The sequence below is a fragment of the Pelomonas sp. Root1444 genome (genome assembly GCF_001426885.1).
In the GTDB taxonomy this organism is placed as follows: Bacteria; Pseudomonadota; Gammaproteobacteria; order Burkholderiales; family Burkholderiaceae_C; genus Pelomonas.
Window position 1 is genome coordinate 303,637 of sequence record NZ_LMFP01000001.1, and the last position, 24,804, is coordinate 328,440.

Annotated in this window: 23 protein-coding genes and 1 pseudogene; 12 read left to right on the forward strand and 12 right to left on the reverse strand. The window is 68.8% G+C overall.

The features are described from left to right. Positions 1–8: 8 nt before the first annotated feature. The 4 genes from ASD35_RS01260 to ASD35_RS01275 all read right to left on the reverse strand — a co-directional run bounded on the left by ASD35_RS01260 (position 9) and on the right by ASD35_RS01275 (position 2,851). Entirely contained in the window at positions 9–875 is an 867-nt protein-coding gene (locus ASD35_RS01260; RefSeq protein ID WP_056873090.1) for a hypothetical protein, read from the reverse strand. Between the two features lie 16 nt (positions 876–891). Continuing rightward, positions 892–1,761 (reverse strand): ABC transporter ATP-binding protein, encoded by an 870-nt coding sequence (locus ASD35_RS01265; protein WP_056873091.1) that lies wholly within the window; start codon positions 1,759–1,761, stop codon positions 892–894. Then, positions 1,758–2,111, reverse strand: a complete 354-nt coding sequence (locus ASD35_RS01270; protein WP_056873092.1) for a GntR family transcriptional regulator — start codon at positions 2,109–2,111, stop codon at positions 1,758–1,760. Before ASD35_RS01270 ends, ASD35_RS01265 begins: the two co-directional genes overlap by 4 nt. 197 nt (positions 2,112–2,308) lie before the next feature. Next, positions 2,309–2,851: a hypothetical protein gene (locus ASD35_RS01275; protein ID WP_157275295.1), complete on the reverse strand. Its 543-nt coding sequence runs from the start codon at positions 2,849–2,851 to the stop codon at positions 2,309–2,311. 564 nt (positions 2,852–3,415) lie between these two features. Here ASD35_RS01275 and ASD35_RS01280 point away from each other — a divergent pair. Further along, on the forward strand, positions 3,416–4,474 hold the full coding sequence (locus ASD35_RS01280; protein ID WP_235538200.1) for a LacI family DNA-binding transcriptional regulator: 1,059 nt from the start codon (positions 3,416–3,418) through the stop codon (positions 4,472–4,474). A gap of 288 nt (positions 4,475–4,762) precedes the next feature. Here the strand turns inward: ASD35_RS01280 and ASD35_RS01285 are convergent, their stop codons facing one another. Beyond that, on the reverse strand, positions 4,763–5,914 hold the full coding sequence (locus ASD35_RS01285; protein WP_056873095.1) for a PLP-dependent aspartate aminotransferase family protein: 1,152 nt from the start codon (positions 5,912–5,914) through the stop codon (positions 4,763–4,765). Between the two features lie 91 nt (positions 5,915–6,005). Here ASD35_RS01285 and ASD35_RS01290 point away from each other — a divergent pair, with 91 nt between their 5' ends. From ASD35_RS01290 to ASD35_RS01310, 6 genes are all read left to right on the forward strand, one after another. Beyond that, the gene (locus ASD35_RS01290) at positions 6,006–6,797 is read left to right on the forward strand and encodes a helix-turn-helix domain-containing protein (RefSeq protein WP_082579849.1); all 792 of its coding nucleotides are present in this window, start codon (positions 6,006–6,008) and stop codon (positions 6,795–6,797) included. A 123-nt stretch (positions 6,798–6,920) separates the two neighbouring features. Next, positions 6,921–8,048 (forward strand): putative zinc-binding metallopeptidase, encoded by a 1,128-nt coding sequence (locus ASD35_RS01295; protein WP_082579803.1) that lies wholly within the window; start codon positions 6,921–6,923, stop codon positions 8,046–8,048. Beyond that, positions 8,033–8,917 (forward strand): transglutaminase family protein, encoded by an 885-nt coding sequence (locus tag ASD35_RS01300; protein ID WP_082579804.1) that lies wholly within the window; start codon positions 8,033–8,035, stop codon positions 8,915–8,917. The genes ASD35_RS01295 and ASD35_RS01300 overlap by 16 nt, the downstream gene beginning before the upstream one ends. Before the next feature lie 119 nt (positions 8,918–9,036). Then, positions 9,037–9,342, forward strand: coding sequence for a DUF2789 family protein (locus tag ASD35_RS01305; RefSeq protein WP_082579805.1), 306 nt, complete (start codon positions 9,037–9,039; stop codon positions 9,340–9,342). Then, entirely contained in the window at positions 9,339–9,461 is a 123-nt protein-coding gene (locus ASD35_RS28285; protein ID WP_255354481.1) for a hypothetical protein, read from the forward strand. Before ASD35_RS01305 ends, ASD35_RS28285 begins: the two co-directional genes overlap by 4 nt. Beyond that, the gene (locus tag ASD35_RS01310) at positions 9,455–10,303 is read left to right on the forward strand and encodes a PHB depolymerase family esterase (RefSeq protein ID WP_235538201.1); all 849 of its coding nucleotides are present in this window, start codon (positions 9,455–9,457) and stop codon (positions 10,301–10,303) included. The genes ASD35_RS28285 and ASD35_RS01310 overlap by 7 nt, the downstream gene beginning before the upstream one ends. Positions 10,304–10,362: 59 nt before the next feature. Here ASD35_RS01310 and ASD35_RS27750 read toward each other — a convergent pair. Beyond that, positions 10,363–10,605, reverse strand: a pseudogene (locus ASD35_RS27750) (tyrosine-type recombinase/integrase); the annotation flags it as partial. 1,359 nt (positions 10,606–11,964) lie between these two features. On the opposite strand from ASD35_RS27750, the gene ASD35_RS26900 reads away from it, so the two are divergent. Further along, the gene (locus ASD35_RS26900) at positions 11,965–12,450 is read left to right on the forward strand and encodes a hypothetical protein (RefSeq protein WP_162254407.1); all 486 of its coding nucleotides are present in this window, start codon (positions 11,965–11,967) and stop codon (positions 12,448–12,450) included. A 166-nt stretch (positions 12,451–12,616) separates the two neighbouring features. Here ASD35_RS26900 and ASD35_RS01315 read toward each other — a convergent pair whose 3' ends face one another. The 3 genes from ASD35_RS01315 to ASD35_RS01325 all read right to left on the reverse strand — a co-directional run bounded on the left by ASD35_RS01315 (position 12,617) and on the right by ASD35_RS01325 (position 15,061). After that, entirely contained in the window at positions 12,617–14,164 is a 1,548-nt protein-coding gene (locus ASD35_RS01315; protein WP_056873097.1) for a tryptophan halogenase family protein, read from the reverse strand. Positions 14,165–14,306: 142 nt separating this feature from the next. After that, positions 14,307–14,804 (reverse strand): PIN domain-containing protein, encoded by a 498-nt coding sequence (locus ASD35_RS01320; RefSeq protein ID WP_056873098.1) that lies wholly within the window; start codon positions 14,802–14,804, stop codon positions 14,307–14,309. Positions 14,805–14,809: 5 nt separating this feature from the next. After that, a complete protein-coding gene (locus ASD35_RS01325; RefSeq protein ID WP_056873099.1) occupies positions 14,810–15,061 on the reverse strand; it encodes a type II toxin-antitoxin system Phd/YefM family antitoxin in 252 nt (83 codons plus the stop codon). A gap of 211 nt (positions 15,062–15,272) precedes the next feature. On the opposite strand from ASD35_RS01325, the gene ASD35_RS01330 reads away from it, so the two are divergent. The 3 genes from ASD35_RS01330 (at position 15,273) to sugE (ending at position 17,693) form a co-directional block, all read left to right on the forward strand. Then, positions 15,273–16,637: a cation:proton antiporter gene (locus ASD35_RS01330; protein WP_056873100.1), complete on the forward strand. Its 1,365-nt coding sequence runs from the start codon at positions 15,273–15,275 to the stop codon at positions 16,635–16,637. A 140-nt stretch (positions 16,638–16,777) separates the two neighbouring features. After that, positions 16,778–17,329: an HPP family protein gene (locus ASD35_RS01335; protein ID WP_082579806.1), complete on the forward strand. Its 552-nt coding sequence runs from the start codon at positions 16,778–16,780 to the stop codon at positions 17,327–17,329. A gap of 43 nt (positions 17,330–17,372) precedes the next feature. Then, the gene (gene sugE, locus ASD35_RS01340) at positions 17,373–17,693 is read left to right on the forward strand and encodes a quaternary ammonium compound efflux SMR transporter SugE (RefSeq protein WP_056873102.1); all 321 of its coding nucleotides are present in this window, start codon (positions 17,373–17,375) and stop codon (positions 17,691–17,693) included. A 59-nt stretch (positions 17,694–17,752) separates the two neighbouring features. On the opposite strand, the gene gap is transcribed toward sugE, so the two are convergent. Then, positions 17,753–18,751 carry a type I glyceraldehyde-3-phosphate dehydrogenase gene (gene gap / locus ASD35_RS01345; RefSeq protein WP_056873103.1) on the reverse strand — a complete coding sequence of 333 codons (999 nt, stop codon included), beginning with the start codon at positions 18,749–18,751 and terminating at the stop codon, positions 17,753–17,755. Positions 18,752–18,886: 135 nt separating this feature from the next. Then, complete coding sequence (gene tkt / locus ASD35_RS01350) at positions 18,887–20,905, reverse strand: transketolase (RefSeq protein ID WP_056873399.1); 2,019 nt, start codon at positions 20,903–20,905, stop codon at positions 18,887–18,889. Positions 20,906–21,017: 112 nt separating this feature from the next. Here tkt and ASD35_RS01355 point away from each other — a divergent pair, with 112 nt between their 5' ends. After that, the gene (locus tag ASD35_RS01355; RefSeq protein ID WP_235538202.1) at positions 21,018–21,626 is read left to right on the forward strand and encodes a hemerythrin domain-containing protein; all 609 of its coding nucleotides are present in this window, start codon (positions 21,018–21,020) and stop codon (positions 21,624–21,626) included. 42 nt (positions 21,627–21,668) lie between these two features. Here the strand turns inward: ASD35_RS01355 and ASD35_RS01360 are convergent, their stop codons facing one another. Further along, positions 21,669–24,791, reverse strand: coding sequence for a ligand-binding sensor domain-containing diguanylate cyclase (locus ASD35_RS01360; protein WP_157275298.1), 3,123 nt, complete (start codon positions 24,789–24,791; stop codon positions 21,669–21,671). Positions 24,792–24,804 lie beyond the last annotated feature (13 nt).

Genomic DNA, 24,804 nt, shown 5'->3' on the forward strand with positions numbered 1-24,804 from the left:
CGCCTGACTCAACCGCCGCGGGCGCGCTTCATCACGATCAGCGCGAAGGCCGCGGCGGCCACGGCCGCCCAGCCGATGAACTGCAGCGAGGCCAGCTCCGCCAACGTGGCGCCCAGGTCGCGCAGCGCCCAGGTGACCAGGTTGTCGCCCGACTGCAGCGTGTTGGCCAGGCTCTGGCCGTCATGCACCAACGTGTGGTTGATGCGATCGCTGAGGCCGGACAGCGCCTCGCTCGGCCAGCTGATGTCGTAGGCCTTGTTCAGCACGGCGGTGGCAACGCCGCCGCCGATCAGCACCACCGGCACGCCCAGGCGCTTGAGCCAGCTGGACGCGGCCATCAGCACGAAGATCACCGGCGCCAGCCACAGCATCAGCGGCACGGTACCCGCCAAGCCGCGCAGCAGCAGCGGCGTTGAGGCGAGGACGACCTCGCCCCAATTCACCGCCAGCGCGTCGGCGAAGCCCAGCTTGTTGCTCAGTACGCCCATCGCGATCGGCACGCCGAACAGCATGCCGACCACCGCGCCGCCCAGCGGCGCCAGCCACGCATGGGCCAGCACGGTGGACAGCACGCTCTCGCTCGGCCGGCCCGGCAGGGACAGCCAGAACTCGATCGAACGGTCCTGCGTGTCGCGCCGCGCGAGCCCCGGCAGTTGGAACAGCGCGATGAGCATGCAGATGCCGTAGATGACCAGCGTGGTCGCCAGCACCACGCCCACGGACATCAGCTCCGGGCTTTCGGTAGGCATGCCGGTGAACGTGCCGAACGGCAGCACCGCCAGGAAGAGCAGGGGCGGCGCCAGCGCGGCGATCAGCCAGCCGCGCTTGTGCTGCATCCATTCGCGTTGCAGCAGGGTGGGGATGTGGGTGTTCATGGCGTCTCCTTGTCGTTCAGGCTTGCTTGCCGTTCAGCGCCGGGTTGCGGGTCAGCGCCATGAAGAGGTCCACCAGGCTGGGCCGCACGCGCTGGCCCAGGCTGGTGATGTGTTCAGGCGGCGCACCGTCGAACAGCGCGGTCGTGCGGCCCTGCTCGCGGTAGCGCAGCAGCGGGTGGGCGGCGGCCATCGCATCCGCGGCAGCGGGGTCGTGGTTCAGCGCCACGAAGCGGCGGTCGATGTCCTCCAGGCTGATCGACAGCGCCACGCGCCCCTCGTCCAGCATGATCACGTCGCTCAGCAGCGCCTCCACCTCCTCCACCTGGTGCGTCGAGATCAGCACGCTGCGCTCGCCGTCGCACCACTCGTCGATCAGCATTTCATAGAAGCTCTTGCGCGACACCACGTCCAGGCCCAGCGTCGGCTCGTCCAGGATCATCAACTTCGCGTCGATCGCGGCGATCAGCGCCAGGTGCGTCTGCGCCACCATGCCCTTGGACAGGCTCTTGATCTTGTCGCCCTCGCCCACGCTGGTGCGCTTGAGCAGCGCGCGCGCCCGCTCCGCCGAGAACTTCGGCTGCAGCTGCGACATCAACGTGATCAGCTCATGCACCCGCGCCCAGCGCGGCAGCACGGCCACGTCGGGGATGTAGCTCAGCTCCGTCAGCAGCTGCTGGCGGTTCTTCGTCGGCTCCAGGCCCAGCACGCTCAGCTCGCCCTGCACGGGCAGCAGGCCCACCAGCGCCTTCATCAGGGACGTCTTGCCGGCACCGTTGTGGCCCAGCAGGCCCACGACGCGGCCCTTGGGCACGGCCACGGAGACGTCGTTCAGGGCGGTCTTCTTGCCGTAGCGCAACGTCAGGTTTTTGGCTTCGATGAGGTTCATGTCGACTCCCAGTTCAAATCCTTGGCGGTCAGGCCCAGCCGTTGCAGCTTGGCGCGCAGCGCCGGCCAGTCTTTCTGCAGAAACTGCTCGCGCTCATGACGCAGCAGGCGCTCGCGGGCGCCGCTCGTCACGAACATGCCCAGGCCGCGCCGCGACTCGATGAGACCGTGGTCGCTGAGCGCCTGCAGCGCCCGCGTCACGGTCAGCGGATTGATGACGTACTGGCTGGCGAGTTGGCGCACCGAAGGCAAGGCCTCGCCTTCCGAAGGGCTGCCGTCAAGCAGCTGCACGGCCAGTCGGTCGGCCAACTGCTGGTAGATCGGCGCCTGGTCTGTCCAGGTGGGAGTCATGGGTGCTCCGGGGGTGTGTTGCTGATGTAGCACACCATATCTCCGGCGCTGGGTCGGCCCAAGGCGTGGGCGACAGGCTGCAGATTTGGGGGGATGAGCCGTTTACTGTCGGTGGAGCCGACCGCTTCAACACGCGTGATCACCCCGGCGCCAAGCCCGGGCCGCAATGTGCCACGCCAGACGTTCCGAGAGGCGTGTCAGGTTTCGGACGAAATCAACACGATGCGGCGGCCGATGGCATCGATCGCGCGGCGAATCAAGGCAATTTCTCCAGCGTTCTCGTCCGGTGATGCGATGTCGTCCACCGTGACGGCGTCTACGCCGCACGCTGCGAGTTGAACCAACCAGGCGCGGTACCAATCAAAAGCGCCGGGGTGGTCAGGGTTGACGCCGCACATGTCGGTGTTCCCGGCGCAGGTTGAATCGGGGTTGGCGATCTCATCGCAACGCCACGGGCTTCCGGCGATCGGCAGACCTTGCCCGACCGCCTGACGGGGGACGCCGGGCATCAGGTGCACACCGAAGCGCAAGCGGAGGCGGTGGACCTGAGCTGCGAGCGGAGCGAAACCGTACCCTTCGATGGCGCTGGGGAACCGGTTTGCCGCAGGCTGCGGTCGGCCATGGGCATCCAGTTCCAAGGGTGCAAACGGCCGGCAACCCGAGGTTGTCATCTGCGCGACGTACCACCGCGGTCCGACCGTGGCGATGTCGTAGCCCACCGGCAAGAGGCGCTCGGCCATGAGGCTCGCGTTCGCCAGGAGCCCGGCTTCGGTCGTCGCGGCGCCAAGCCAGGCCGCGCCGGCACTGCCGAGCCCGGCCCTGACCGCGACTCTGTCGTGCCGAATGTCGTGACGGGGGGAGTCTGGCAGACCGCGCCCGACGGCACCGGTGCTCGTGCAATCCGCCAAAGAAAAGAACGTGTTTGAACGGGATGGGGGCATGGAACACCTTGAACGGCCGAGCCTTGATTTGACGCCGAATCATTTGCTGCAAATGATTGCGGCCGTGCCGCGCGGGCATCCTAGATTGTTCGACGCTCGGACGAACTAGGGAAAGACCTAGACCGGTCCGACTTCCGCTCGGCCATGGCCGGTGCTGGACATCCAGCTCACGGCGAGGTGGGGCGGCTTCGACGGGCCGTCGATGCTCAAGGGACCGGGGGTAGGTTCAACGGCGCGCTGCCTCGACGCAGGAGATGGCCAGGGGTCGCCGGTTAAAGTGACCGGCTTCACTTTTCCGCCCACTGGACAGTGTCCGAATCGAAACCCCAGCCTTCCAAGCCCCCCAAGGGCCGTCGTCACAAGTTGCCAACGCTTGCCGATGTTGCGCGAGAGGCAGGCGTTTCGGATGTGGCGGCCTCCTGCGCGCTCAACGGCGCAAAAGGATCGACGCGCGTGTCGGCATTGACGCGTGAGCGGGTACTGGCAGCGGCGGAGCGCTTGCGCTACCGACCCAATGCGAATGCGCGCGCGCTGACGTACCAGCGCACCAATGCCATCGGCTTCGTCGCCAACATCGCCTATGAGAAACCCAACCTCTACTTCCTGGAGGTGTTCAACGGCGTCGTCAGGGGCGCGACGGAGGCACACCAGACCACCTGCATTTTTCCGCTCAGTGGCTGGGATGAAGCACCGCAGCGCATCCCGGCCTTGTGCGACGGCCGCGTCGACGGCCTCGTCGTGCTGGCGCCCTACCTGGAAGACGACAGCACGACCTGGCTGCCACCGCACACGCCCATGGTGACGATCCATGCCGGCAGGCTGTTGCGGGCGCAGGTGAACGTCGAGGCGGACGACGAAGCGGGCGGATATGCCATCACGCGCCACATGCTCGGGCTTGGGTATCGCCGCATCCTTTGCGTCGGCGGTCCGATGCGCGTCAAGGGCGCAGACCAGCGTGTCGAGGGCTTTTTGCGCGCCCATGCCGAAGCCGGGGTCGAAGTTGCTTCGGACCATGTGATCCGCACGTGGTTTACCGCTGAAGGGGGTAGGCAGGCCATGCAGGAATGGCTGCAACGCCACCGGGGTCAGCCCTTGCCCGAGGCCATCTGTTGCGGCAGCGACGACATCGCCTTCGGCTGCATCGACGCATTGGAGGGCGTCGGGCTGAGCGTTCCCCGGGACGTCTCGATCACAGGCTTCGACGACACCTTGCTGGCCCGCGCACTGCACATCGCCACGGTGCGCCAGCCCCTGCTTGAGATGGGGCGCCGCGCCGTCGATGTGCTGATGCAGCTGATCGAGGCGCAGCGCCGTGGGGAAGCCTACGCCGGCCCGAGCGACATCGTTCTGCCCGTCGAAATCGTTCCAGGCCAAACCTTGCCGGGCCCTCGCAACAGAGCTCTGAACGTTCCGTCTCGCTGAACGTCTCGGCCACCTGGCCGCGCACGCACTGCACGCCGTTGGCCTGCAACCTCTCGATAAAGCCGATGCCTAGTCCTGGACGAACTTGTCGACGACGCGTCGTCTGATGGCGATACGCCGTCGTGCGTCGAGCCAAGGCGCAAGGAGGATGGCCAATCGCGCCATGGCGCTGACGAACTTGGGATCAAGAACGACTATCCGGCGCGAGGGGAATCCGACGGCAACTGGCCTCGCTCAAGTCCAAGGCGTGATGCCGGTGGTTCCGGTTCGGTGGCGGGGTGAGACGCATCACAAACCTCCCATCGCCGCGGCCAAGTCGTTGCACAAGTCCTGCGGGTCTTCCAGCCCGACGTGCAGCCGCACGAGCCTGGGTGCATCTGCCGGTGCCGCCAGTGCGCGCAGGTGATGGGGCACCGCAGGCATGACCAGGCTTTCGAACCCGCCCCAGCTCGTGCCCAGGCTGAATAGCGACAGGCCGTCGATGAAGCGGGTGAACGCCTCTTCGGTGCAGGGCGCCAGTTCGATGGTGAAGGGGCCGGCCGCGCCGGTGAACTGCGAACGCCACAGTGCATGGCCAGGGTCTGACGACAGCGCCGGGAACAGCACGCGCCGCACGGCCGGATGCCGCGCCAACCAGTTCGCGACGACCAGCGCCGAAGCCTGGTGCCGTTCGAGCCGCACGGCCAAGGTGCGCAGGCCGCGCAGCGCCAGCCAGCATGCATCCGGCGCGGCATGAGTGCCGCTGCGGTCGCAATGGGCGCGCAGCGCAGCCAGCGCGTCGGCGCTGCCGGTCACCAGGCCCAGCATCAGGTCGGAGTGGCCGTTGATGAACTTCGTCGCCGCGTGGAGGGAGAGGTCGATGCCGAGGCGGTGGGCGTCGAAGAACAAAGGCGTCCCCCAGGTCGAGTCGCAGGCCACGGGCACACCGCGCGCATGCGCCGCCGCGCAGACGGCGCGCACGTCCAGCATCTCCATCGTGAGCGACGCCGGGGTTTCGATGAAGACGAGGCTGGTGTGGTCGCGGATCAGCGGGGCGATGTCGGCCCCATGCGGAAAGAATTCCACCTGCGTGCCCGTCGGCGCCAGCTCCTTGTCGCAGAACACGCGCGTGGGGCCATAGACGCCGCTGCTGAGCAGGATGTGCCGCCCCGGCCCCGCGTGCGCGGCCAGCACGGCGGTGATGGCGGACAGGCCGCAGCTCGTCGCGATGCAGCTTTCCGTGCCGGCGAGCGCGGCCATCGCGCGCTGGAGTTCGAACGTCGTGGAGGTGCCGGACCGCCCGTAGCGCGGCGCGTCGAACACCTGGTTGCGCTGCGCCTGCTTGTAGGCGCCGTACGTCGCGAACACGGTCGTCGAGGTCCGGACCAGCGGCGGGCTCACGGCGTGTGCGGCGGTGGCCGTCTCGCGGCCGAGGTGGATCAACTGGGTATGGGGGTGCATGTCTCGCGGCGTCGATGTGGCGATGAGAATTGTGCGAACGCCGCCACCGCCTGTCTCGCGCCCAGTGCCCACCAACCGTCGCAAAAAGGACATGAAGCCCGCCAGCGGGCCGCGGGCGCTGCATGGGCCGCCGGATGTGGCCGAGGCCTTGGCACCAGCGGTCAGCGGGCGCCCCACGGACTACCCGGCGGGCTGGTGCATCGAGCCGCATGCGCATGCCGAGCACCAGCTCATCCATGCGGTGCAGGGCGTCATGGTCGTCCAGGCGGAGGCGGGCCGCTGGGTCGTGCCGCCGACGCGTGCGATCTGGATGCAGGCCGGCATGACGCACGCGATCCGCTGCGTGGGCGCGGTGCACATGCGCAGCCTGCGCGTGGCGGTCGGCGCGGCGCCCCGGCAGCTCGACCGCACGCAGGCCGTCGGCATCTCGCCGCTGCTGCGCGAGCTCATCCGCGCGGCGATGGACGTGCGCCAGCCCTACCAGCCCGGCACGCGGGACGGCCGCGTCATGCGCCTGATCCTCGACGAACTGCAGGCGCTGCCGGTGCTGCCGCTGCACCTGCGCATGCCCGCCGATGCGCGGCTGCTGCAGGTCTGCACCGCGCTGCAGCGCCGGCTCGACGACGCCTCGACGCTGGGCGATTGGGCAAAGCACCTCGGCGTGGACGTGAAGACCCTCCAACGCCTGTTCGTCAAGGAGACGGGCATGACCTTCGGCCAGTGGCGGCAGCAGGCGCGGCTGCTGCGTGCGCTGGAGTTGCTGGCGGTGGGCGAGAAGGTCATCGACGTCGCCCTGTCGCTGGGCTACGAGAGCCCGAGCGCCTTCGCCGCGATGTTCAGGAAGCAGTTCGGGCAGACGCCGAGCCAGTTCTTCGGCGGCTGACGCCGAAGCAACGCCGCAGATCGGCGGCCCCCGGGGCTTTCAGTCGCCGGGTCGAAAAGGTGGCCCGCCTACACCGCCGGGCGCCGCCACTGCCTACGATGACGTGCCACACCTTCGAGCACGATGAAAACCTTCTGCTGCGAGCGCTGCCATGCGCGCGTGTTCTTCGAGAACGTCTCCTGCAACGCCTGCGAGGCGGAGCTGGGCTTCGTGCCCGGCGAGCTGGCGATGGCGTCGTTCGAGGCCGATGCACGCGGCGGCCTGAAGCGCCTGTCCAAGACTCCTCGGCCCGGGCTCCGGCGCTGCGCCAACCATGAGGCGCCCGTGCTGTGCAACTGGATGGTCGATGCCGACGATGCGCAGCCGCAGTGCGTGTCGTGCCGCACGACGCAGGTGCGCCCGTCGCTCGCCACGGCGGCCAACCGGGCCTACTGGTTTCGCATCGAGGTGGCCAAGCGCCAGCTGGCCTACAGCCTGTTGTCCTGGGGGCTGCCGCTGCCCTCCAAGGCCGAGGACCCGCAGCACGGCGTCGCGTTCCAGTTCCTGGAGCAGGTGGACCCCGCCAAGACCGTGCTCACCGGCCACGATGCCGGCTTGATCACGCTGAACATCGCCGAGGCGGACGACGCCCGCCGCGAGCAGGTGCGTGCCCAGATGCGCGAGCCGTACCGCACGCTGCTGGGCCACCTGCGCCACGAGATCGGCCACTACTACTGGGACCGGCTCATCCGCGACACGCCGTGGCTGGGTGAGTTCCGCGCGCTGTTCGGCGACGAGCGGACCGACTACGCCAAGGCACTGAAAAAGCACTACGCCTCGCCGATGGCCGACTGGCAGCAGCGCTTCGTCAGCGCCTATGCCAGCTGCCACCCGTGGGAGGACTGGGCGGAATGCTGGGCGCACTACATGCATCTGCAGGACGGGCTGGAGACGGCGGCGTCCTGGGGGCTGCAGCTCGACCATGCGGTGCCCGGCGGCATGCCCGTGCGCGCCGAGGTCATCCCGCACGATGCGGACGATCTGCAACGACGCGTGGTGCGCAGCTGGCTGCCGGTGTCGCAGTTCATCAATGCGATGTCCCGCAGCCTCGGCGGCCGCGACAGCTACCCCTTCGTGGTGCCGGATGCGGTGCTGGACAAGCTGGCCTTCATCCACCGCGTCATCGGTGCCGGCGTGCGTGGCGAGGTCGCGATGACCTTCGGGTCTGCGCGCGAGCCCGAAGCCGAGTCCGTCGAATGCCCCACCCCATGATCCGCTTCGAACTCCAGGTGCAGCTGAAGTACGAGGTGAGCGCGCCTGGCGCCGACTTCATCTTCAACATCCATCCGGCCCACACGCCTTGCCAGAGGGTCTCGGCCGAAACACTGCAGCTGAGCCAGGACGTGCCCTGGGCCGTGCAGACCGACGCGCGCAGCGGCAACCGGCACCTGCGCCTGCAGGCGCAGCCGGGCGACCTGGAGGTGCGCTACGACGCCGTGGTGGAGCTGCTGCATCGCCGCGACAACCCGGCGACGCTGCAGGAAGTGCCGGTGCACCAGCTGCCGCTGGACGTGCTGCAGTTCATCTACCCGAGCCGGTACTGCCAGTCGGACCGCCTCATCAAGCTCGCGACCGCGGAGTTCGGTGCGATCCCGCCCGGCCATGGCCGCGTGATGGCGATCAGGGATTGGATACAGCGGCACGTCACCTTCACGTCCAACACCTCCAGCTCCAGCACGTCGGCGGTGGACACGCTGATCGAGCGCGTCGGCGTCTGCCGTGATTTCACGCACCTGATGGTGGCGCTGTGCCGGGCCTTGAACATCCCGGCCCGCTTCGCCACGGGCACTGACTACGGCGCCGACCCGGCGCTGGGCCCGCCGGACTTCCATGCCTATGCCGAGGTCTACCTGGGCGGGCGCTGGTACATCTTCGACCCCTCGGGCACCGCGATTCCGATGGGCTTCGTGCGCCTGGGCACCGGCCGGGACGCGGCGGACGTGGCCTTCGCCACCATCTTCGGCACCGTCACCTCCTGGGCGCCCTGGATACGCACCCAGGCCAGCGAGGACGCCGCCGCCGGATGGGTGCTGCCGCATCACTGCGAGATGGCGCTCTCCACCGACGCGGCGGCGGGCTGAGCAGCACCGCCTGGACTGTCCGCGAGACGGGGCCTCGGCTGACACCGTGGGCCGCCTTGCCCCACTAAGGTGGCTGCGCGTGCGGGCTTTGCACCGCGACGACCTGAAAGGACTCGCCCATGGACACCACCACCCATCACGACCTGTCCGCGCTGTTCTCGCAGCTGGGGCTGCCGGATTCGCCCGCCGAGATCCAGCAGTTCATCCAGCGCCACCGGCCGCTGCCGCAGTCCCTGAACCTGTCGGAGGCGCCGTTCTGGAACGCCAGCCAGGTGGCCTTCCTGCGCGAGCAGTGGCATGCCGACGACGGCGACTGGGTCGTGCAGATCGACCAGCTGAACGCGGCGCTGCGCGAGCATCCCGCGACCAGCGACCTGGAGCAGGTCGACTGCGCGGCGACGCCGGGCCACCCCAGCTGTTCATGAAGCAGCCCTCCTGGGCGACGCTGCTGGGCCGCAATGCGCGGCTGCTGCAGCGCGCCGCCCAGCCGCTGCGAGACCGCGCCAAGCCGCCACCCGGCGCCGGCAGCTGGGCTCGGTGCTGAGCGAGGCCGGCCCGCGGCGCTACTGGCTGTTCCGGCCCGTGGGCGTGCGCTTCGGCGAAAAGCTGCCGTTGATGGTCATGCTGCACGGCTGCCACCAGGACGCCAAAAGCTTTGCGGCCAGCACGCGCATGAACGCGGTCGCGGCGCGCGAGCGCTTCCTCGTGCTCTACCCCGAACAGCCGCGCCTGGCCAATGCGCAGGGCTGCTGGAACTGGTTCGAGACGCAGTCGGGCCGCGCCTACGGCGAGGCGGCGTGGATCATGCGCGCCATCGAGCAGGTCAGCGTCCTCTATGCGGCCGACCGCGACCGCACGGCTGTGGCCGGGCTGTCGGCCGGCGCCAGCATGGCGGCGCTGCTGGCCACGCGCTATCCGCAGCGCTTCAAGGCGCTGGTCATGCATTCCGGCGTGCCGCCGGGCACGGCGCATTCGACAGTCTCGGCCATGGGTGCGATGCAGGGGCGGCGCGTGCCGCCGGTGGTCGCTGAACCGGCCGAAGCCTGGCCGCCGCTGATGGTCATCCATGGTGAGGCGGACGGCGTCGTGTCGGCCCGCAACGCGGGCGCGGCCGCACAAATGTGGTCGCAGGCGGCCGGCGCCCGCGAGGGCGCGCCGCAGGCGATGCAGCGCGGCAATCGCTACCCGATGACGGTGACCCAGTTCAAGCGCTCGCGCGACGTGGTGGCGACGCTGGTGCAGGTCGGCCGCCTGGGCCATGCCTGGAGCGGCGGCGCGGCGCGCCAGCGCTTCAGCGATGCCAACGGGCCGGATGCGTCGCGGATGGTGTGGCGCTTCGCTGAGAAGCAGTTCGGCTCCCGATGCGAACCCGCGGCGGCCCCTTGAGCGCGACCGACCTTCGTTGACGGCTTGCGGCCTGGAGCCGTCGTTCCTGACGGTCCGCTTCAGGGCGCTCCGTTCGCCGGCAGTGCATCAAGTGGACTTTGCACTGCACCGCCTCCCCAGGCGCAGGATGTGGGTGTAGACCATGGTGGTCGCCCGTCGGCATGCCCCCTGCAGTTCCTGGCGGTGCGAATGTCACTGCCGCTCTGGAGCAGATGCGTCGCGAAGCAGTGACGAAGCGTGTGAGGCGTTGCCGGCTTGGCGATGCCCGCAGCCTGCACCGTGCGCTTGAAGGCACGCTGGAACGGCTTGCCTGCGACTGCGTCGGCTGCCCTCGGTGCTTCGGCTGTAGTGCAGGTAGCGGATACGCTCGCGCAACTGGTCCAGCAGGCGCGCTGATCGCAGCGGCGGCAGAGGGCGAACTGGGGCTGGCCGCAGCGTCTTGCGAGACGGCAACTCGTTGTCTGGACCGGGCATGCATAACCTCCCCGCTGAAGTGAAACCCACCGTTGCACACCTCGGGACCGGCTGGCACAGTCGGCCGCCGGCAGATGCCGGTTTGTGCAGGAATTTAATGCTGCATAGAACACCAGTACATGGGCGAATTGATGATGCCGCTCAAGGACTTGCGACGGCAAAGTGCGAGCTGGTTAAGCGGCATGCCCGTGAGTTCTGCAGCACACCGTGCTGGATAAACCAATAGTTATGCAGCAGGCTAGGTTGAACTCCATCAGCTGCTTCGTGCCTGGCTTGCGCGGCGGCCTGGTCGTGCCGGAGGCCGAGCCGTCCGCGAGTTCGGGCGCACGCGTGTCGGTGTCACGACTGAGCAGCGCCCAGGTCCCGGATTCCGCCTGCATTGCGCGTCCGGCTAGTCCACCAAGCCTGCTCGCCTCAGCCTGCGGCGGGTTTCAACTTCGGCGGCTTCGTCGTGTCGCGGCCACCGGCGCTTCGACAAACGGCGCTCGGCATAACCGGTCGCTGCAGCGGACGGCTTCGCCGCCCGCTGACCTTTCACGTTATGTCTCACGGTGACGGCCTTGACGAGCTATCCGCTGCCTTGCGTGCGGCGGGGGTTGAGCATGCTCTTTACCACGACTGCATCTGGATCACTCTTCCCCAGAAGCAAGGGAATGTGGAGATTAAGTCATGGAGCCATCAAGGTAGAACGGCACAACTGTTTGTCGATCCTCAGTGGTTCTCATTGGGCACCAATGACGGCGAGTTTGATGGGCCGCCGGAATCAGTCATTGCACGGGTTGCGGCGAGGCTTTCGGAGCAAGCTTTGTCACTGTGGCGGCCCGCAGCAGGAGCGCTCGATTGAGACATAACCATTTGCTGCAGCGGACGGCTTGAGCGCCAACGTTGAACATCATGGGCGCCTCATTTCGCGACGCGGATGACTACCTGCAGACTTATCCGCGCTTCCTCAAGTGGATTAATCAATGTGCGGCGTGTGGGATCAGGGGGTATAGGCCCGAGATGCCTGCCAACGACGAACCGCGGTTCACTGGTCAGAATCTCAGGAAGTATTTCCGGCCATTGAGCATCGACTCAGACGGGCTGTGCGAGCAATGTGCGCGTCATGTGAGCGGATGATGTCCAACCTGCCATTGGAGCGGACCGCCTTCGGCGGCCGCTCATCTTCACGTAGGCCCCAAAGTCGAATGAAGCGCTTTATCGTCATTTTCCTTGCTGGCATCGGCAGCCTTGCGCTGCTTCTTGTGCTGTTGGCATTTTTATTCTCAACGCTTGTCTCGTCGCCGGAGAGTAACGACATTAACTTGAAGGGCGAGTTCGAGTCACCCAATTCTGAGTTTCGAGCTGCTCATTTTGTTGGTATGGGCGGTGGTGCGGCGGGGTGGTGCAACGAGGTCGTTACGGTGCAGCCGAGGCTGCCGGCCGGCACAAAATCAGACGATCTAATGCGAGACTTCAAGGTTTTCAGCGTTAGCTGCGGCTCAGATGTTCAAGTGCGCTGGGTGGGGATGCAGAACTTGTCATTAGCTTTTCTATCAAAGATCGCACCGGCGGTGCATCCACTTATATGCGGCCTCAAAACAGCACCGGGAAAATTCATGTCCGCTACAGCGTTGACGCCTAACCGGTCGCTGCAGCGGACGGCTTCGCCGCCCGCTGAACTCGCACGTTGAACGTTAGCTTCGCGGCGGCACGTCCAGCAGAGTCTGATTTCCGCTTTAGGTCGGGAACGACCTGCCGGGCGGTATGCCCGGCTGACCCGACCAGCTCAGCTGCCCACCTGTCGCCGCCCGACGCTTGCACAGCCTGCGCGGCGTGTGCCGCGACCTCCGCGAGGTTCTATTTCACTGCATTGATCTGCTGGATCAGCGCGCGGTGGCTGGGCAGGTCCACCAGCGCGCGCTCGGCGAAGCGCTGGATCTTGGCGAACAGCTTCTGCGCCTCGTCGCCCTGCGTGAAGTCGGCGCGGCCCGCGCCGAGGTCGGTCTGGACGCCCATGCCGTAGAGGATGTACTGGTAGTTGAAGAAGGCGAAGGTCTCGGTGTCCAGCACGAAGTCGAAGCGGCCGGGCGGGCGCAGCCGCCACTGCGCCAGCAGCTCGGCCAGCCGCGCGGGGATGGTGGCCGGGGCGGTGTTGTCGCGCCAGAAGGGCTCGGTGCGCTGGCTCAGGCAGTAGTGCAGCTTGAGGAAGCCCACGATGTTGTCGAAGCGGGCGGTCATCAGCTCGTTGAAGCGCCGCGCCGGTGCCTCCATCGGGCCGCTGTGCGGCAGCATCTCGGCAATCATGCCGACGGCCGCCTCGATGAGGACCAGGCCGGTCGATTCCAGCGGCTCCAGGAAGCCGGCGGACAGCCCCACGGCGACGCAGTTCTTCAGCCATTGCTGCTCGCGGTAGCCGGGTGCGAAGGGGATGCTGCGCATCGCCAGCGCCTCGTCGCGCCCGGCGCCGCAATAGGCGCGCAGGATCTCCGCGGCGCGGTCGTCGCTCAGGTGGCTGCTGGAATAGACGCAGCCGATGCCGCGCGCGCCGTTCAGGCCGATCTCCCACAGCCAGCCGGCCTCGTGCGCGGTGGCGATGGTGCAGCTCTCCATCGGTGTGTCGGGAGACTCGAACGGCAGCTTGCAGGCCAGCGCCCGGTCGGCGAAGAGCTGGCCGCGCACCGACTTGAAGGGGCTGGCCAGGGCGCCGCCGATCAGCTCGGCGCGAAAGCCGGTGCAGTCGATGTAGAGGTCGGCCTGGTGGCGTTCCTGGCGGCCCTGCTGCACGCTGTCCAGGTGCGCGATGGCGCCGGCGGTGTCGAGCGCGACATGGTTCACCGTGCCTTCGACATGGCGCACGCCCAGCTCGCGGGCGCGGTCGGCCAGCAGCCGGGCGAGCTTGATGGCGTCGAAGTGGTAGGCGTAGTTGAGCGGCGCGGCATAGGGCGCCTCGCCGGCCCGCTTGGGCGCGCGCTGCGCCTGCGCGACGCGGTACTGCAGCGTCATCGCTTCGGCGAAGGGCGGCCGGGTGGCCTCGTCCTGCAGCAGCCAGTAGGGCACGAGGTTGATGCCGTCGGCGTAGAAGGGCGCCTCGAAGGGATGGAAGAACTGGTGCTGCCGGCCGGCGGTCGGCGCGTGCGCCCAGTCGACGAAGCGGATGCCCTGCTTCATCGTCGCCGAGGTCGCGCGGATGAACTGCGCCTCGTCGATGCCGAGGAACTGGAGCGTGCTCCGGATGGTCGGGAAGGTGCCTTCGCCGACACCGACACTGCTGATGTCCGGCGACTCCAGCACGGTGATCTCGAGATGGCTGCGCTCCGGCAGGCGCAACGCCTTGGCCAGGTAGGCAGCGGTGAGCCACCCGGCCGTGCCGCCACCGACGATGAGGATGCGTCGCTTGTTGGTCATCGGGGATTCAAAGATCCGGGCCGAGCGCCGGGCCGCTCCCAAGCGGGCCCGCCATGGCGATGTGCTCGCGGCTCCATGCCGCGGCCATTGCCGTCCCGCGGGGGGGCCGGCCAAGGTACGCGTTGGACGAGGGGCTTCATTTCTATGCGCGTACGTAGAGGTTCTTCAGCCACTGCTGGCCGGTGCCGGTGCCGTGGCTCCAGTCCTCGTCCTCGTCGGACGGTTGGGCGACATAGCCGGAGGGGTTGAGCAGCTTGACGCGGCCGACGCGGAAGGCCGAGACGCGGTGCGTCACGAAGGTCAGGCTGTGCTCCAGCGCCGTGGCGGCCAGCAGGCCGTCGCGCGTGTTGGCGTAGGGCAGCTGGGCGCGGCGGCGCACGACGGCGGCGTCCACCGGCAGCACGCGCCCCTCGAAGGCGGGCATCACGCGCTGGTCGATCCAGTCCCGCACGGCCAGGCCGGCGGCGCGGTCCTTGCGGCCCAGGCGGGCGGCGGCGTTCTCGATCTCCAGCAGGTTCAGCGCCGAGATGAAGAGCTTCTGCCGTGCAATGCCGGCCGCCCACGCGGCCAGGCCCGGGGCGGACTGCCCTGCCTTGGCCTTGCGCAGTTCGAGCACGATGCCGGTGTCCAGCAGGTACATTGCGTTCAGCCCAGCGGCTCGCGGTGGTCCCAGGCACCGTCCGGCGACGCCTCGGCGGCGTCCAGCGCCACGCCTTCGGGCATGGCCAGCAGCTCCAGGATGTTCTCGCCCTCGCCGGTCAGGCGGCGGTAGTCGGCGATGCTCATCAGCACATGGGTGGGCTGGCCGCGGTCGGTGATCAGCACCGGCTCCACCTGCGCGGCGCGCTTGGCGTGGCTGACGTCGCGGTTGAACTCGCGGCTGCTGAGGAGCTTCATGATGCCGGCCAATGTACCTACGTGCCTACGTTTATGCAACGGGGACGTAGGCACGTCGGGCCAGCACGGTTCGTCCCGATGGACAGCGGAAACGCCGCTGGCACAGTGCGCCGCCAGGTTGGCAGCGCTTTCGCCGGCCTGAGGGGACAACGTTGTCGAGAGCCGCCCTGCGGCTCCGAGCAACGGCCGCGAATACCAAGAGGAACACCCAATGGATTTCAACAACATCGACCTCGTCGCCATCCTGGCCGACGTCTTCGCCAAACACGGCCCGGCGGCGCCCGCGCTGGCGCAGACCTACTCGCCCACCGATTTCAGCGTGCACTTCTTCCTGCAGCTGGCCATCATCATCTTGGCCTGCCGCGTCGTCGGCTGGGCCGGCCGCAAGTTCCTCGGCCAGCCCCAGGTGGTGGGCGAAATGATCGCCGGCGTCATCCTCGGCCCGTCGCTGTTCGGCCTGTTCATGCCCGAGGCCCAGGCGGCCATCTTCCCCAAGGAGATGAAGAACGTGCTGTACACCGGCGCGCAGCTGGGCGTGGGCCTGTACATGTTCCTGGTCGGCACGACGCTGCGGCTGGACCATTTCGCCACCAAGGCCAAGAGCGCCATGGGCGTGTCGGTCGCGGGCATCGCGGCGCCGTTCTTCATCGCCTTCCTGATCACGCCCATCCTGGTCGGCATCCCGGGGCTGTTCGCCGACGGCATCTCGACGGCCAACGCCACGCTGTTCATGGGCGCCTGCATCGCGCTGACGGCCTTCCCCATGCTGGCCCGCATCATCAACGAGCAGGGCCTGGCCAACACCTCGCTGGGCACGCTGACACTGACGGCCGGCGCCTTCGACGACGCGGCCTCGTGGTGCGTGCTGGCGCTGGTGCTGGCGGCCTTCGGCGCCGGCCCGGGCGTGGCGGTGCTGGCCATCGGCGGCGGCGTCGTCTGGGCGGCCTTCATCATGCTGTTCGGCCGCAAGCTGCTCGCGCCGCTGGGCCGCATCGTGGAGCGTGAGGGCCACATGAGCAACACGGTGCTGGGCATCACGTTGATCTGTTTCTGCACGTCGGCCTTCGTCATGGATGCCGTCGGCATCCACGCCATCTTCGGTGGCTTCATCCTCGGCGCCGTCATGCCGCGTGGCCAGTTCGCGGCCGAGCTGAAGAAGAAGGTCGAGCCCCTCACGGTGATCCTGCTGCTGCCGATGTTCTTCACTTACTCCGGCCTGAACACGCGGCTGGACATGATCAATTCGGTCGAGCTGCTGCTGATCGCGCTGGGCGTGCTGCTGGCCTCGGTGCTGGCCAAGTTCGGCGCCTGCTACCTGGCCGCGCGCATGGCGGGCGAGGACAACCGCACCGCTTTGGGCATCGGCGCGCTGATGAACTCGCGCGGCCTGATGGAGCTGATCATCATCAACATCGGCCTGCAGAAAGGGATCATCGGCCCGGCGCTGTTCTCCATGCTGGTGCTGATGGCGGTGGTCACGACCATGATGGCCACGCCGCTGTTCGAGCTCTTCTACGGCCGCAAGGCGCGTGGATCGGGCGAGCTGGCCGCCATCCCCGCTGGCAGCCGGGCCTGATCACGCGCGAAACAGGGTCTCCGTGCCGCCACCAGAGGATGTGGGCGGCTTTGCCAGAGGGGCGGGGCCATGCGAGCCGCCCCTCGTTTTTTAGCGCGGCGTGATCCTTGCTACGCACACGAGGCCTGCCGAGGAGATCCATGAGCCAGGTTGCTTCCCGCGCCGCAGCGCCCGTTTCAGCCGTTTCGCCCGCTGCCGCGCCGCCTGCCGTCCACGTGGCCACCCGGGCACCCAGCTACTCGCTGGCCCGCGGCGCCATTGCCTGCGTCGGCGTCTTCATCGTCATCGGCGTGATGGCGTTCGCGTCCTTCAACCTGGGCTGGCTGCTGCTGCTGGGCTCGTTCGGCTCCACCGCGGTGATGGTGTTCACCTTCCCGGAGCTCCACTTCTCCCAGCCGCGCAGCGTCATCGGCGGGCACGTCATCTGCACGGCCGTGGGGCTGGCGGCGCTGGCGCTGTTCGGCCCGGCCTGGTGGGCGCTGGCCGCGGCCACGGCGGCAGCCGTCGCGCTGATGATGCTGACGCGCACGCTGCATCCGCCCGCGGGGTCCAACCCGGTCATCGTGTTCCTGGTGGCGCCGCCGTGGGGCTTCCTCGTCTTCCCGACGCTGCTGGGCGCGCTGGCCATGGTCGCGGTCGCGGTGCTCTTCCATCGCGGCTGCCGGCGGCAGTACCCCGTGTACTGGTATTGAGGAGCGCCCAGAATCCGTGCCGCCATTGCCAAGGAGGACACGGATGGCCTGGATCATTCTCGTCATCGCCGGCCTGCTGGAGGTCGGCTGGGCCATCGGCCTGAAGTACACCGAGGGCTTCACCCGGCCCATCCCGAGCGTGCTGACCGCCGGCTGCATGGTCGCCAGCGTCTGGCTGCTCGGCGTGGCGATGAAGTCGCTGCCGGTCGGCACGGCCTACGGCGTCTGGGTCGGTGTCGGTGCAGTGGGCACCGTCATCCTGGGCATCGTGCTGTTCGACGAGCCGGCGCACGCCACGCGGCTGATCAGCGTCGGCCTCATCGTGGCCGGCATCGCCGGGCTCAAGCTGTCGTCGCCGACCTGAACGAAAAAGGCCGTGGCCCGCTTGCGCGGCCACGGCCTTGCTTCTTGAAGCGCTGAGGATCAGGCCGCGACCACGCGCACCATCTCCAGCACCTTGTTCGAGTAGCCCCACTCGTTGTCGTACCAGGACACCAGCTTGATGAAGGTGCCGTCCAGCGCGATGCCGGCGTCGGCGTCGAAGATGGAGGTGCGCGGGTCGCCGCGGAAGTCGGTCGCGACGACCTTGTCTTCCGTGTAGCCCAGCACGCCCTTCAGCGCACCCTGGCTCTGGGCCTTGAACTCGGCGCAGATCTCCTCGTAGGTCGCGTCCTTCAGCAGTTCCACGGTCAGGTCAACCACCGACACGTCGGAGGTCGGCACGCGGAAACTCATGCCCGTCAGCTTCTTGTTCAGCTCGGGGATGACCTTGCCGACGGCCTTGGCGGCGCCGGTGCTGCTGGGGATGATGTTCTCCAGGATGCCGCGGCCGCCGCGCCAGTCCTTGTTGCTTGGGCCGTCCACGGTCTTCTGCGTCGCGGTGGCGGCGTGCACGGTGGTCATCAGGCCGCGCTTGATGCCCCACTTGTCGTTCAGCACCTTGGCCAGCGGGGCCAGGCAGTTGGTCGTGCAGGACGCGTTGGAGATGATGGCCTCGCCGGCGTACTTGGTGTGGTTCACGCCGAAGACGAACATCGGCGTCTCATCCTTGGACGGGGCCGAGAAGATGACCTTCTTCGCGCCCGCGGCCAGGTGCTTCTCGCCGCCGGCCTTGTCCAGGAAGATGCCCGTGGCTTCGACGACGATGTCGGCGCCGACGGCGGCCCACTGCAGCTCGGACGGGTCCTTCACGGCGGTCAGGCGGATCTTCTTGCCGTTGACGACGAGGGTGTTGCCGTCCACCGAGACTTCACCATTGAACTTGCCGTGCACGCTGTCGTACTTGAGCATGTAGGCCAGGTAGTCGGGCTCCAGCAGGTCGTTGATCGCGACGACTTCGATGTCCTTGAAATTCGCGATGGCGGCACGGAACACCATGCGCCCGATGCGGCCGAAGCCGTTGATACCGATCTTGATGGTCATGGGAGAGTCTCCAGAGGATGAAAAATTCGGGTCGGCCGAGATTCTCGGCGATCCGCGCGACGGGGTGGTTTCGGGGCGATTTCAGCGCTTGAGCTGGCTCAAGATGTGAAGCGCCCCGCGACGTGCCCGCGCCTTTCAGCCCTTCTTCTTCAGCACCGCCTTGACCGTCGCCGCGACGTTCTCCGGCGTGAAACCGAAGTGCTTGAACAGCACGCCGGCCGGTGCCGACTCGCCGAAGGTGTCGATGCCGACGACCGCGTCCACGCCGTACTTCCACCAGAAGTCGCTCACGCCCATCTCGACGGCCACGCGCGGCAGGCCCTTGGGCAGCACGCTCTTCTTGTAGTCCTTGTCCTGGCGGTCGAAGACGTTGGTGGACGGCATGGAGACGACGCGCACCTTGATGCCTTCTTCGGCCAGCAGCGCCTTGGCGGCCATGGCCAGTTGCACCTCGGAGCCGGTCGCGATGATGACCGCGCGGGCCTTGCCCTTGGCGGGCTCGGCCAGCACGTAGGCGCCCTTGGCGATCTCGTCGACGTTGGTCTTGGGCGAGTAGGCCAGGTTCTGGCGCGACAAGGCCAGCAGGCTGGGGCGTTGGGCATTGCCGACGGCCATGGTCCAGGCGACGACGGTCTCGGTCGTGTCGGCCGGGCGCCAGACGTCCAGGCCGGGGATCAGGCGCAGCGAGGCGACATGCTCGACGGACTGGTGCGTCGGGCCGTCCTCGCCCAGGCCGATGGAGTCGTGCGTCATCACGTGGATGACGCGCGTCTTCATCAGCGCGGCCATGCGGATGGCGTTGCGGCTGTAGTCGCTGAAGGTCAGGAAGGTGCCGCCGTAGGGGATGAAGCCGCCATGCAGCGCGATGCCGTTCATGATGGCCGCCATGCCGAACTCGCGCACGCCGTAGTTGATGTGGCGGCCGTTGTTGGGCAGGCCCTTGTCGTCGAAACGCAGGTTGGGCGTGCTGCTGGTGTTGGTCAGGTTGGAGCCGGTCAGGTCGGCGCTGCCGCCCAGCATTTCCGGCAGGGCCAGCGTGAAGGCTTCCAGCGCCAACTGGCTGGCCTTGCGGCTGGCCACGGTCTGCGCCTCGGCATGGGCCTTGACGACGGCGTCGACGGCGACCTGCGCGAAGTTGGCGGGCAGGGCGCCGGCCATGCGGCGACGGAACTCGGCGGCCAGCTCGGGGTGGGCCTTGGCATACGCGTCGAAGCGCTTGTCCCACTCGGCCTCGATCTTGTTGCCGCGCTCCTTGGCATCCCAGGCGGCATACACCTCGGCGGGCACGGCGAAGGGCTCGTGCTCCCAGCCCAGGGCCGCGCGGGTCAGCTTGATTTCTTCGGCGCCCAGCGGCTCGCCGTGGGCCTTGCTGGTGTTGGCGCGGTTGGGCGAGCCCTTGCCGATGGCCGTCTTGGCGATGATGAGCGTGGGCTTGTCCTGGCTCTCCTTGGCCTTGCCGATGGCGTCGTCCAGCGCATCGACGTCATGGCCGTCCACCGGGCCGATGACGTGCCAGCCATAGGCCTGGAAGCGCCTGGCGGTGTCGTCGGCGAACCAGGGAGCGACCTGACCGTCGATGCTGATGCCGTTGTCGTCGTAGATGGCGATCAGCTTGTTCAGCTTCCAGGCGCCGGCCAGCGACGCGGCCTCGTGGCTGATGCCTTCCATCAGGCAGCCGTCGCCCAGGAAGGCGTAGGTGTGGTGGTCGACGATCTCGTGGCCTTCGCGGTTGAAGTCGCGTGCCAGCAGCTTCTCGGCCAGGGCCAGGCCGACGGCGTTGGTCACGCCCTGGCCCAGCGGGCCGGTGGTCGTCTCGATGCCGGGGGTGATGCCCACTTCGGGGTGGCCCGGCGTCCTGCTGTGCATCTGGCGGAAGTTGCGCAGCTCGTCGATAGGCAGGTCATAGCCCGTCAGATGCAGCAGCGCGTAGATCAGCATCGAGCCATGGCCGTTGGACAGCACGAAGCGGTCGCGGTTGGCCCAGTGCGGGTTGGCCGGGTTGTGCTGCAGATGGTGGCCCCACAGCGCGACGGCGATGTCGGCCATGCCCATGGGTGCGCCCGGGTGGCCGGAGTTGGCCGCCTGCACCGCGTCCATCGCGAGGGCGCGGATCGCGTTGGCCATGAGGGTGGGGGAGGCGGTCGATGCAGTCATGGCCGAGGCTTTCTTGGGGCTGAAGGGCAAAACCCGGGATTTTACGGGGGTGGCTTTGCGCGGCTTGATCCAACGCAAGGCTCCGCCGTCGTCCTGGCGCGACGCTTGGCGCATGCCCACATCGCCCATGCCCCTGGCCGTGCGCGTGATCCGCGCCGAGCACGACGCCCTGGCCGCCATGCTGCGCACCGTGCCCCTGCTGCTGGCCGAACAGCGCCGCGCCGGCGTGGCGCCGGACTTCGGTGCGCTGCGGGCGATGCTGTTCTACGTCGACGAATTTCCTGAACGCTTGCATCACAAAAAGGAAAGCGAGCTGCTCTTCCCCAAGCTGCGCGCCCTCGCGCCGACGCTGCGCGACACGCTGGACGACCTGGACGCCGACCACGCGCAGGGCGAGCGCGCCATCCGCGAGCTGCAGCACAGCCTGCTGGCCTGGGAGCAGATGGGCGAGCCGCGGCGCGCCAAGTTCGAGCAGCAGCTGTCCGTGTACTCGACGCGCTACCTGCGCCACATGAAGCGCGAAGAGACCGAGATCCTGCCGCGCGCGGCACAGCTGCTCAGCGCCGAGGACTGGGCCGACCTGGACGAGGCCTTCGGCAGCCACCAGGACCCGCTCGCCCCGCGCCCTGGCCGGCCGGTCGATGCGGCCTATGCGCCGCTGCGCCAGCGCATCCTGCAGGCGCTGCCGGCACCGTTCGGCTGGGGGCCGGCGCTGGAGTAGGGCCTGTTAACACCACGGCAATGGGCCGCGTTGTTAACAGGCCTAGGAGCGCATCAGGCGCAGCCGGCCGCTCGCCGCCCAGCTGTCCAGCGGCCGGCGCACGTCCTGGCGCAGCTCGTCCTCGCTCGGTGCATCGGCGCTCAGCAGGCCGACCCAGGCGTTGCGGCCGGCTTCCTTGGCCTCGTACAGCGCCGCGTCGGCGAGGTCGATGGCGGAGCGCCAATCCAGCGCCCGCGGCAGGGCCGGGCACAGCGGGAAGGCCGAGAAGCCGACCGAGCAGGTCTGCGCCAGGCGCACGCCGCCTTCGAGCTCGAAGGCCTGCGAGGCCACGGCCTGGCGGGCGCGCTCGGCCAGTTCGGCGGCGCGGCTGCGCGGCGTGCCGCGGGCGACGATGAGGAACTCCTCGCCGCCCCAGCGCACCAGGTAGTCCGTCGCACGGAAGACCTGCTGCAGCCGGCCGCGCATCTGCTCGAGCACCGCGTCGCCGGCCATGTGGCCGTGGGCGTCGTTGATGCGCTTGAAGTGGTCGATGTCGATCAGGAAGAACAGCAGGTCCTGCTCGCTCTCGCCGGCGATCGGGCCGTCGCTCAGCGGCTCGTAATGGCGCAGCGCCAGCGCCGCGTCGGCCGGCATCTGGCGGTCCAGGAAGCGGCGGTTGCGCAGGCCGGTCAGCGGGTCGGTGAGGCTGGCTTCCTCGAGTTCGAGGGACTTGGCCGTCAGCGCGGCCGTGGCGGCCTCCAGGGCCTCGGTGCGCTCGCGCACGCGCTGCTCCAGCACGCGGCGGTGGCGCAGCAGCAGCCGGGTGCGCATGCGCACGATGCCGGCCACGACGCCGATGGCGGCGAGGACGGCCAGCGCCAGCGCCCAGCGCGTCTGCCACCAGGCGGCGCGCACGTCGACGTCGATCTGCAGCTCCTGCGGGCCCCACACGCCGTCGCGGTTGCTGCCCTGCAGGTGCAGCTTGTAGCGGCCCGGCGCAAGGTTGGTGTAGGTGGCCGTGCGGCTCAGCGCGCCGGTGGAGATCCAGCCGGCGTCCAGGCCGGCGAGGCGGTAGCGGTAGTGGTTGCGGCCAGGCTGGCTGTAATCCAGCGACGCGAACGCCACGCTGAACGAGCGCTCCCCCGGCGCCAGCCGCAGCGGGCCGCCGCCCGCGGGCAGCGGGCGCTCCTGGCCGTCCACGCGCAGCTCCGAGATGACCAGCGGCGGCTTGTAGGACCAGGGCGAGAAGCGCTCCGGGTCGATGACCAGCAGGCCGCGCGCGCCGCCGAACAGCATGCGGCCGTCGTCGAGCTTGGCGTAGGCGCGGAACCAGCCGGTGCCGAGGTCGGCGCCGTCCGCCGCGCCCAGCTCGCGGCGCTCGCCGCTGCGCGTGTCGTACATGTTGCGCTGCGACCAGACGCGGCCGTGGCCGTCGAACAGCAGGTTGGCGCCGAAGGCCCCGCCCACCTCGGACGCGCCGACCGGCTCGAAGCTGGCCTGGCGGCCCTCCATCTTCAGCAGCCGGTGCAGGCCGGTTCCGGTGTCGACCCACAGCGTGCCTTCCGGGTCCACGGCCATGCCCAGCACGGTCTGGCCGGTCAGGCCCTTGGGCTCGACCCACTCGGCCACCGGCTCGTGGGCGCCCGGCTGGGCGACGCGGAACAGCCCTGCCGCGCCGCCGGCCCACAGGCTGCCATCGGGCAGGCTGGCAAAGGTGTTGACCTCGCCGGTGCCGCCCACCAGGCCGGCGGTGGGGATGGCGCGCATCTGCGGCCGCTCGGGCGTCCAGCGCATGATGCCGTCCAGCGTCGCGATCCACAGCGCGCCGTCCTCGGTGGCCTGGAAGCGCCGCGGCACGGCATTGCCGCTGCGCAGCGTCTCCTTCCAGCGACCCTGCGCGTCGAAGCGCAGCAGCTGCGTGTCCACCGCCACCCACACCGAGCCGTCCTTCGTCTGCCCCAGCGCGTTGACGCGGCCCGGCGGCAGGCCGCTGCTGCCCGGCGCGATGTGGCCGATGGGCTGCAGCTGGCGGTCGCGCCGCTCGATGCCGCCGGCCAGCGTGCCCAGCCAGACCTCGCCGCTGTTCAATTGCAGGATGCTGCGCACGTCCAGCGTCGCGGAGGCCGTGGCGACGGCATCGCGCACCATGCTCAGGCCCGGCAGCGACGGCACGTGGCGCATCAGCCCGCCGCCGTAGCTGCCGGCCCAGACGGTGCCGGAGGCATCGCGCACCAGCGCCCGCACGTCGCTGCGCGGCGCCATGGCGGCGCCGGCGGCCGGCAGGCGCTCGATCAGCGTGCCATCGGTCGCGCTGCGGCGCGACAGGCCCGAGGCATCGCCGAACCACAGCTCGTCGGCGTCCGGCTGCGCCATCGCCATGACGGGCCAGACGCTGGAGGTGGCGCCGGGCTGGGCGCCGGGGCTGAAGGGCAGCGGCTGGCCGCCGGGCGACAGCGCGCGCAGCCGCCCCTGGGCGGTGCCGACGATGATGCGGCCGTCCAGCGTCTCGCTGATCAGCGTGACGAGCTGGTCGCCGATGCCGAGGTCCAGCGTCTCGATGGGACCGTCGGGCGCCTTGCGCGCCAGGCCGCGCCAGCTGCCTATCCACAGCGTGCCCTGGCGGTCCACCAGCAGCGTCTGCACGCGCGGGTCGGGCAGGCCGTCTTCCTTGCCGCGGTGGTGGGTGAAGCGCTGCGTCTTGACGTCGAAGCGGTCCAGGCCGCCGCTGCCGCCTATCCACAAGGTGCCGTCCTTTTCCAGCGCCAGCGCGCGCACGGTGTTGGCGGCGGGCGCGGTGTCGTCGGCCGAGCTGCCGTCGCGGGCCCAGCGGTCCCAGCGGCCGCTGGCCAGGTCCAGCCGCACCAGGCCGCTGTTGCCCGCGGCCACCCACATCCAGCCGCGCGGGTCGGGCAGCATGGCACGCACGAACTGCTCGGGCAGCAGCTGGCCGTCGGGAGCGGTGAGCGGGTAGCGGCGGAAGCCATAGCCGTCGAAGCGCAGCAGGCCCTCGGGCGAGCCGGCCCACAGCAGGCCGCGGGCGTCGATGGCGAGCGCCGAGACGACGTTGTCGCGCACCGCGCCCGGCTCGCCGATGGATTCGAAGCGCGGCACCACGGCGGCCGCCGCACCTGCCAGCCCCGCGGCGATCAGCAGGGCTGCACACCCTCTTGTTATGGAAACCCACATGGCCGGCATTCTC

Bases quoted from the DNA above. Each gene is read 5' to 3' on its own strand.
- ASD35_RS01335 (WP_082579806.1), top strand. From the start codon at position 16,778: ATGAGCCAGGTTGCTTCCCGCGCCGCAGCGCCCGTTTCAGCCGTTTCG.
- ASD35_RS01285 (WP_056873095.1), bottom strand. From the start codon at position 5,914: ATGCACCCCCATACCCAGTTGATCCACCTCGGCCGCGAGACGGCCACC.
- ASD35_RS01275 (WP_157275295.1), bottom strand. From the start codon at position 2,851: ATGGCCGAGCGCCTCTTGCCGGTGGGCTACGACATCGCCACGGTCGGA.
- ASD35_RS01305 (WP_082579805.1), top strand. From the start codon at position 9,037: ATGGACACCACCACCCATCACGACCTGTCCGCGCTGTTCTCGCAGCTG.
- ASD35_RS01360 (WP_157275298.1), bottom strand. From the start codon at position 24,791: ATGTGGGTTTCCATAACAAGAGGGTGTGCAGCCCTGCTGATCGCCGCG.
- ASD35_RS01330 (WP_056873100.1), top strand. From the start codon at position 15,273: ATGGATTTCAACAACATCGACCTCGTCGCCATCCTGGCCGACGTCTTC.
- ASD35_RS01315 (WP_056873097.1), bottom strand. From the start codon at position 14,164: ATGACCAACAAGCGACGCATCCTCATCGTCGGTGGCGGCACGGCCGGG.
- ASD35_RS01320 (WP_056873098.1), bottom strand. From the start codon at position 14,804: ATGTACCTGCTGGACACCGGCATCGTGCTCGAACTGCGCAAGGCCAAG.
- ASD35_RS28285 (WP_255354481.1), top strand. From the start codon at position 9,339: ATGAAGCAGCCCTCCTGGGCGACGCTGCTGGGCCGCAATGCGCGGCTG.
- ASD35_RS01265 (WP_056873091.1), bottom strand. From the start codon at position 1,761: ATGAACCTCATCGAAGCCAAAAACCTGACGTTGCGCTACGGCAAGAAG.
- gap (WP_056873103.1), bottom strand. From the start codon at position 18,751: ATGACCATCAAGATCGGTATCAACGGCTTCGGCCGCATCGGGCGCATG.
- ASD35_RS01355 (WP_235538202.1), top strand. From the start codon at position 21,018: ATGCCCACATCGCCCATGCCCCTGGCCGTGCGCGTGATCCGCGCCGAG.
- sugE (WP_056873102.1), top strand. From the start codon at position 17,373: ATGGCCTGGATCATTCTCGTCATCGCCGGCCTGCTGGAGGTCGGCTGG.
- ASD35_RS01300 (WP_082579804.1), top strand. From the start codon at position 8,033: ATGCCCCACCCCATGATCCGCTTCGAACTCCAGGTGCAGCTGAAGTAC.
- ASD35_RS01270 (WP_056873092.1), bottom strand. From the start codon at position 2,111: ATGACTCCCACCTGGACAGACCAGGCGCCGATCTACCAGCAGTTGGCC.
- tkt (WP_056873399.1), bottom strand. From the start codon at position 20,905: ATGACTGCATCGACCGCCTCCCCCACCCTCATGGCCAACGCGATCCGC.
- ASD35_RS01295 (WP_082579803.1), top strand. From the start codon at position 6,921: ATGAAAACCTTCTGCTGCGAGCGCTGCCATGCGCGCGTGTTCTTCGAG.
- ASD35_RS01325 (WP_056873099.1), bottom strand. From the start codon at position 15,061: ATGAAGCTCCTCAGCAGCCGCGAGTTCAACCGCGACGTCAGCCACGCC.
- ASD35_RS01260 (WP_056873090.1), bottom strand. From the start codon at position 875: ATGAACACCCACATCCCCACCCTGCTGCAACGCGAATGGATGCAGCAC.
- ASD35_RS26900 (WP_162254407.1), top strand. From the start codon at position 11,965: ATGAAGCGCTTTATCGTCATTTTCCTTGCTGGCATCGGCAGCCTTGCG.
- ASD35_RS01290 (WP_082579849.1), top strand. From the start codon at position 6,006: ATGAAGCCCGCCAGCGGGCCGCGGGCGCTGCATGGGCCGCCGGATGTG.